Source organism: Kitasatospora sp. NEAU-69 (assembly GCF_057158765.1).
Genome location: NZ_JBWXUE010000026.1, coordinates 79,116 through 85,860, shown reverse-complemented (window position 1 = coordinate 85,860; position 6,745 = coordinate 79,116). Strand labels below are relative to the sequence as shown.

The 6,745-nt window shown below is 69.3% G+C and carries 6 protein-coding genes; all 6 read right to left on the bottom strand.

What is annotated here, in order from left to right; translation table 11 throughout:
• Positions 1-62 precede the first annotated feature (62 nt).
• Positions 63-869, bottom strand: coding sequence for a peptidoglycan recognition protein family protein (locus AC060L_RS27175; RefSeq protein ID WP_483801567.1), 807 nt, complete (start codon positions 867-869; stop codon positions 63-65).
• A gap of 46 nt (positions 870-915) precedes the next feature.
• Positions 916-1,590, bottom strand: a complete 675-nt coding sequence (locus AC060L_RS27170; RefSeq protein WP_483801566.1) for a hypothetical protein — start codon at positions 1,588-1,590, stop codon at positions 916-918.
• Entirely contained in the window at positions 1,587-1,922 is a 336-nt protein-coding gene (locus AC060L_RS27165; protein WP_483801565.1) for a hypothetical protein, read from the bottom strand. The genes AC060L_RS27170 and AC060L_RS27165 overlap by 4 nt, the downstream gene beginning before the upstream one ends.
• Before the next feature lie 42 nt (positions 1,923-1,964).
• Entirely contained in the window at positions 1,965-4,436 is a 2,472-nt protein-coding gene (locus AC060L_RS27160; RefSeq protein WP_483801564.1) for a hypothetical protein, read from the bottom strand.
• Positions 4,423-5,292: a hypothetical protein gene (locus tag AC060L_RS27155; protein ID WP_483801563.1), complete on the bottom strand. Its 870-nt coding sequence runs from the start codon at positions 5,290-5,292 to the stop codon at positions 4,423-4,425. Before AC060L_RS27155 ends, AC060L_RS27160 begins: the two co-directional genes overlap by 14 nt.
• 109 nt (positions 5,293-5,401) lie before the next feature.
• A complete protein-coding gene (locus AC060L_RS27150) occupies positions 5,402-6,745 on the bottom strand; it encodes a phage tail protein (RefSeq protein ID WP_483801562.1) in 1,344 nt (447 codons plus the stop codon).

The following is a 6,745-nucleotide window of genomic DNA, read 5'->3' as shown; positions in this document are numbered from 1 at the left end:
TGTGGGGCTTTCTCCCTGTTCAATTTGGGGGTTGCCCACTTCGCCCCCCTCCCGGCTGCGGGTCAGTTGGCGGTGACGGGTGCGGTCCAGGCGGCGTCCCAGGTCTGCGGCCCGACCACCCCGTCCACGGTCAGGTTCTTCTGCTGCTGGAACTGGCGGCAGACGGATGCCGAGCCGGGGCCGTACCAGCCGTCCACCGTGATCGACCAGCCGCGGTCGGCCATCCGCTGCTGCCAGGTGCGCACGTTGTCGTCGTGCAGCATCGGGGACTGGACCGAGAGGTACTCGCCCGGCCAGGCCGGGTGGTTGCCGCTCTGCGCGGGGGCGGGAGCGGGCGCCGGCTGCGGGGCCGGGGCGGGCGCGCCGCCGGGGCGGGGGGCGCCGTTCTGGACCCAGGCGTAGAGGATGTCGCCGGGGCAGTCGGTCGGGTAGCCGTCGCGGTGGCCCTTGATCTCGGAGCCGGCGCCGTTCGCCTGCAGGTACTCGATGCCGTCGCGCAGCGCGTTCAGCATGGCGTCGGTGGGCTGGACCAGGCCGGAGTCACCGACCAGGCCGACTATCGCGTAGTCCGCGTGGTTCAGCGGCTGGTTGCCGTTGGCGGCGGTCTCCTTGCCGAGGCCGCGGCCTTCGAGCAGGTAACCGTGCGGGCAGGCACCGAAGTTGTAGGCGATGTCCACGTAGCCCTCGGCGGTGTTCGCCAGGTGCGAGGCGCGGATGCCCTGCCACTCCTGGAGGCACTTCGCGTGGTCGCCGAGCAGGTCGGTGGAGACCGGGCTTCCCTCGTAGTGGATCTTCACGCCGAGGGCGGTCGGCTGGTCGGACGCGGCCGAGGCGGGCCAGCCGAGGTCGGCACGGGTGACGAGCTGCATGTGGACTCCCCTGTTGGGTTGGACTGTTGGCCTGTTTGACTGTTGCTCAGCTGTGCAGCCAGTTCACGCCCAGCTGGGTGCCCGCGGGCACGGTGCTGAGCGTGTTGACGGTGCTCTGGTGCGCGATCATCTCGATGTAGTCGGTGGTGCCGTTGAAGTAGCCGAACGCGGTCACCGCGACCGTGGTGAAGTACCCGGTGACCGGGATCGCACCCACCGCGGCCTGACCGATCAGCGCGCCGCCGTTCTTCTGCAGGTTCACGATCCGGCCGGCCGTGGTGTCAACGGTGAAGGCGACCTGACCGGACACCTGGTAATACCCGGGAACGGTCGGGGTGTAGCGGGTCGGGTTGGCCGCCTTGTAGCCGCCGGCGGTGTCGACCGACGGGGTCGGGAAGGTGACCGCGGTGACCGTACTGGGCGCGAGCGACTGGGCCGTGGCCTGCTGATAGAGCGCGAACGGCTGCGAGAAGTTCTGGACCGCCGGCACCCAGGCGTTCGGCGTGACGCTGGTGCTGTAGACCATGAAGCCGATGCCCGTGAGGTAGATCAGCGTCCCCGCAGCGGGGCTGGGGAGCTGCTTGTCGCGGGCGGCGGCAGTGGCGAACGACCACACCGTCTTGGTGTCGAGCGCGTTGGCGAGCAGCTGGATGCTGCCCGGGACGTCGGCCGGGTCGGTGTACTCGGGGTACGGCAGCTGGCTCTGCGGGGTCAGCTTCACGAGGTCGCTCCGGGGGTGGTCGTGGTGCCGGTGGTGCTGCCGGTGGTGGTCGTGGTGGTGCTGCCGGTGGTGCCGCCGGTGGTCGGGGCACCGGAGACCGGCGTCGGCTGCGGGAACTGCGGCGTGGCCGTGATGACCGTGCCGCTCGGCGGGGTCACACTGGTGTCGCCCCCGAGCGGGTCACCGACCGCCACCGGCGCCGGGTCGCGGGCCACCAGCAGCTGGGTCAGCTGGGCCGCCAACTCCGTTGCCAGAGCGGTGATCTGATCATTGGTCAGGGTCACCGGCGTGGGCGTGGCCGGCGGCGTGGTGCTGGGCGCAGGGGTGGTCATCTGTCGTCTCCTGTGGTGTGGGTTCGGCTGCCCGGCGCGGGCTCAGCGGGTCCAGTCGAAGTCGCGGTAGTTCAGGCCCTTGGCGGTGATGACGCCGTAGGTCGGGTACGTGCTCTTGAGGTCAGCGAGCTTCGGGTGCGTCGCGGGGACCGCCGGGTCCACCGCCGGGTCCGGGTTCAGGACGACCGGCACGACCGGGTCGCCGTTGAAACTGGTGCCGCGCAGCGTCAGGGTCTGCGTCACGCTGCCGTCGCCGGCCGCCTCGACGGTGATCCCGACCACCCAGGCAAGGGTGTCCAGGTAGGCGCCGGAGTAGTCCACCAGCTCGACCACGTCGCCGAGTTGCAGCCGCGGGTCGTACAGCACCTCGACGTTGCTGAACAGCGGGACCGGGTACCGCCCGGCGTTGTTCAGCATGGCGACCAGCGAGGACGCGGTCGCCTGGTCCTGCACCCAGTCGCTCGCATCGGCGGTGTACTGCTGCAGGCCGTACTTCTTCTGGCTCGTCGTGTCCTGGGCCATGGCGAGGCGCTGCACCGGATCCTTGTCCGGCTTCTCGGTCGTGATGTTGATGGATGCCCCGCCGGTCGAGGTGGCCGTGTAGACCGGGTTCGGCGACCAGCTGCGCAGGGTCATGGTCAGCGTGCCGCCCGACCGGCTGACCTGGGTCTCCACCCGACCCTTGACCGCGTTGGTGCCGGCCAGGGAGTCGGAGAACCGCAGTGCCGAACCGGGGTTGTGGTACGCGTTGTCGTCCACCAGCGGCGGGCCGACGTCGAACTCCTGCTCGTCCATGGTGTAGTTGACGGTTATCGTGCCGTCCGGCGCGATCACCCGGACCTGGTTGTCCTGGAAGGCGTTAGGGGTGGAGGTCACGCCGACGGCGGTCCAGTCCTGGTACGGCACCACGCAGTAGTTGCGGCAGGCGTCGATCTCCTCGGAGACCGTGATCGAGGCGATGTCGCCGACCGTGGTGAGGGTGCGCTGGGCAACCGTCGGCGTGCTCAGGAACCGGGTGTGGTTGCGCCAGCGGAACACCCCCATCTCGTCAAACTCCGCAGTGCTGAAGGCGGCCTTGGCGATGTCCGAGATGACGTCCCACTGGCTGCCGCTGACCTGCGGGATGCTGTACAGCGGCAGCGTCATGTCGTCGAGCACCGCCCCCTTGGTCCAGGTCTGCTCGAACTGGGCGACCGGGAACTGTATGTTGACACCGCTGTTGACCTGCACCGCCTCGATCGCGTAGTCGGTGCTGACCTCGACCCGCAGCAGCTCGGAGGCGTACTGGACGCCCGCGCCGCTGAGTTCGGCGGCGCCGCCGGTGAGGGTGGTGCCGTCCGGCGCGCGCAGGATCGGCGCCACGAGGACGTCGTTGCTGACCCAGTTGCCCGAGGCGTCCCGCGTGCCCATGAACGACCACTCGGTGTCGATCACCGCGCCGAGGTGCCAGACCCCGCCCATCGTGGTGAGCTGCGGGAAGGTCCAGGTGGCGCTGGCGCCGGAGCCCAGGACGACGCCGGGGGCGGCAGGCGCGGTGTTGACGGTGGCCGCGCCCGACCAGGCCGTGACCACGCCGGTGGCGAAGTTGACCTCGAACTGGATCACGCCGTACGTGTTGCCCGCCCGCTGCATGACCAGCCGGAAGTCGACCTTCTGCGCACTGGGCGCCTGGAGCACGGTGTTGACACTGGCCTCGAAGAGCACCGCCCCACCCGGCGCGACGATGCGCGTGCTGGGCATCCAGGCCATGGTCATCCCGGCGTGGTTCGGCAGCACGGCCATCTCGTACGGCGCACCGGCGCGGACCCAGCTGTACTGGGAGTCGTCCGGCACGATCTCGGGAATCCCGTAGCTCGGGGTGAACCCGCCGTGCAGCGAGGCGAAGACCAGGGTCTGCAGGTTCGTGTTCGGCGAGAAGTACTGGACCGGCCCGCTCGTGGCGACCGGAGTCGGCTGAGTGCCCGGCGGCGGCTGGCGCACCGGCGGGCAGGTGAGGATGCCGCCCTGGCGCAGCAGCTCGTCCACACACCAGGTGGCGCTGGCGATCTTCACCTTGCCGAAGAACCCGGCGTACGGGCGCGGCAGACTCGCCGGACCGCGCAGCCGCTCGGCACCGTCCAGCGCGATGATGTCCACGGTGTCGGTGCCCGAGTCGGCGCTGCGGCTGCGCACCGTGCCGCGGAAGACCGGGAGCGAACTACCGGAGTTGAGGCCGGTCTTCTGCACCACCGACTGGCCGGGCCGGACCACGTCACCGGTGGAGTGCGGCGCCCACGGCGAGTACATGTGCGGGGCGTTGATCCCGAAGGCACCGGAGAGCTGAACCTCCAGCTGGGCGGAGGCGCTGCCGGTGAACGCCCGCATGGCGTCCGGCAGGTCGGTGCTGTAGGCCCGGTCCACCTTCCAGTACTGCACCTGGGCGGACAGGTCCTGGCCGCCGAGCTGCGTGGTGTGTTCGTAGGACCGCTCGCCGGCCGTCAGCGCGGCCTTCAGCGGTGCGTCACCCGACTGCACTGCCCACCTCCGTCAGTTCGAGCGAAACGTTGCGGTAGGGCAGCCGGGAGGCGGCGGTGTCGCTGTACGTCGTGATCGACATCCCCGGGCAGCCGTCGCCGGCGACCTGGTCGCTGGGCCAGTCACCGGCGATGGTGAAGCAGGCGCCGGCCAGCGAGTAGGCACCGACCAGGCTGGGCGTGGCGACCAGGGTGACGAACGCGGCGCCCGGCGGGACCACACTGGTGACCCGTGGGGCCGGCGCCGCCGCCGTCGGCAACGGTGACGGCTTGGCCGTGCTCAGATACGTACCGTCCAGCGCCTTGAAGTCCATCTGCGGCACGGAGCCGGCCGGGAACTGGGTCGGCAGCGAGAACGAGACGGTCATGCCCGGCATCACCGGCATCCCGACCCAGACCGGGTGCCGCCAGCAGACCTGGCTCCCGGCGGCGGGCGCCGAGAAGGCGAACGCCCCCGGCACGTTCGGCGCCTCCACGATCGTGCCGGCAACGGTGGTGGTGCCCACGCCGGCGGACATCGGGAACCACTGGTTCGCACCGCCGCTGCCGGGCCGGGCGGTGCCGGCCGCCTGGAACGGCTCCAGCAGGTTGACGGCGGCCGGGTCGATCACCACGATCGGACCGGGGCCGTCCACCCGGCGGGCCAGCCGGTCGAGGAAGGCCGCGGTCGGCTGGTCGAGGAACTCCCAGCTGAGCTTGGTCTGCCGCACCGGCTTCGGCGTGGCGACCACGGTCGCCCGGCCGGCCAGTGACTTGAAGGTGGTGACGCCGAGATCGGCACTGCGGTCGAAGCTCTTCGCCGCCTGGGGGATCTCCTGAAGCGAACCGGGGCGGCCGATCCACAGATTGCGGGACATGTCCTGACTCCTTTCGGACCTGGGTCCGCTGATTGCTGACTGCCGGCTACCGGATGGCGGCTACCGGAGGGCTGATGGCGACTACCGGTAGCCGGCCACCGGCATCCGGTCAGCGGCGGGCGAGCTGGCGCTGACCGACCATCACGGCGCGGGCGATGGTCTGCGAGTCGACCTGGACCTCGACCGGACGCGCGGCCAGCGACTCCAGCGCCGCGGCCAGCCGGTTCATCGCGGAACCGCTCGCGCCACCGCCGCTGAGCATCTTGTCGAGCCGGTCCAGCGGGATCACGGCCTCGTGCTGGCCGCCCTCGCCGATCAGCGCGAGCGTGCCGCCCGCGGTCGGCGCGATGATGCCGCCGTTCGCCAGCATCGGGATGGTCGGGATGTGCACCCCGAAGCCCTTGCCGCCGATCCCGGGCACCCAGGACGGGATGTCGATGTGGATCCCGTTGATCGCGCCGATCGCGCTGTTGATCAGGCTGATCACCGCGTTCAGCGGCGTCTTCACGGCGCCGAGCACGGAGTTGAAGGCGCCCTCGGCAATGTGGGAGAGCCCGTTCCAGGCGTTGCCGAGCGCGTCCCTGACCGAGTTGAACGCGCCGGTGGCAACACTCTTGATCTTGTCGAGAACACCGCTGATGGTGCTCCAGATCGTGTTCCAGACCCCGGAGATGGTGCCGCTGATGCTGTTCAGCACGCTGGAGATGGTGCCCCAGACCGCGTGCCAGACCGTGGTGACGATCGAGAGGACGATGTGCAGGACGGTCTCGATGACTGTCTTGTACGCGTTGAAGTAGAGCGAGATCGCCGTCGCGATCCAGTTGACCACGGTCTCGATGGCGGACTTGATGCCGTTCCAGACCTTGGTGATGATGTCGCCGGCCGACTTCATGATCGGGCCGATCGCCTTCATCACGGTGTCGATGACACTGTGGATGGCGTTGAACGCGACCTCCATGACCTTCTGCATGGTCTTGGAGTTCATGACCAGATCGATGATCTTCTGGATCAGCGGGGCGAGGAGCATCAGGAGCAGGCCGATCATGTTGGCCTTCATCGCTCCGTTGAGGCCCTTCATGCCGGTCTCGGCACCCTCGGACCCCTTCTTGAAGATGCCGAACATGCCGCCGGCCTTGCCCGAGGCGGTACCGGTGGCCGTGAGCTCCTTCTCGGCTGCGGACGCGGAGCCCTTGATGTTCTTCAGACCCGAATCGGCCTGGGTGACCGAGGACTTCATGCGGGAGAGGCTGGAATCGGCGCCGGAGGCGGCGGTCTTGAGTTTCTCGACACCGGAGTCGGCCTGGGTGACCGAGGACTTCAGCTTGCCGAGGCTGGAATCGGCCCCGGTCACCGCCGTCTTCAGCTTGTCAACACTACCGACCGCCTCGGACATGCTGCTGCGGAACTTTCCGAGCGACGACGAGGCGATCCCAAGAGCTTGATTGAGATTCAT

Bases quoted from the DNA above. Each gene is read 5' to 3' on its own strand.
- AC060L_RS27155 (WP_483801563.1), bottom strand. From the start codon at position 5,292: ATGTCCCGCAATCTGTGGATCGGCCGCCCCGGTTCGCTTCAGGAGATC.
- AC060L_RS27150 (WP_483801562.1), bottom strand. From the start codon at position 6,745: ATGAATCTCAATCAAGCTCTTGGGATCGCCTCGTCGTCGCTCGGAAAG.
- AC060L_RS27165 (WP_483801565.1), bottom strand. From the start codon at position 1,922: ATGACCACCCCTGCGCCCAGCACCACGCCGCCGGCCACGCCCACGCCG.
- AC060L_RS27175 (WP_483801567.1), bottom strand. From the start codon at position 869: ATGCAGCTCGTCACCCGTGCCGACCTCGGCTGGCCCGCCTCGGCCGCG.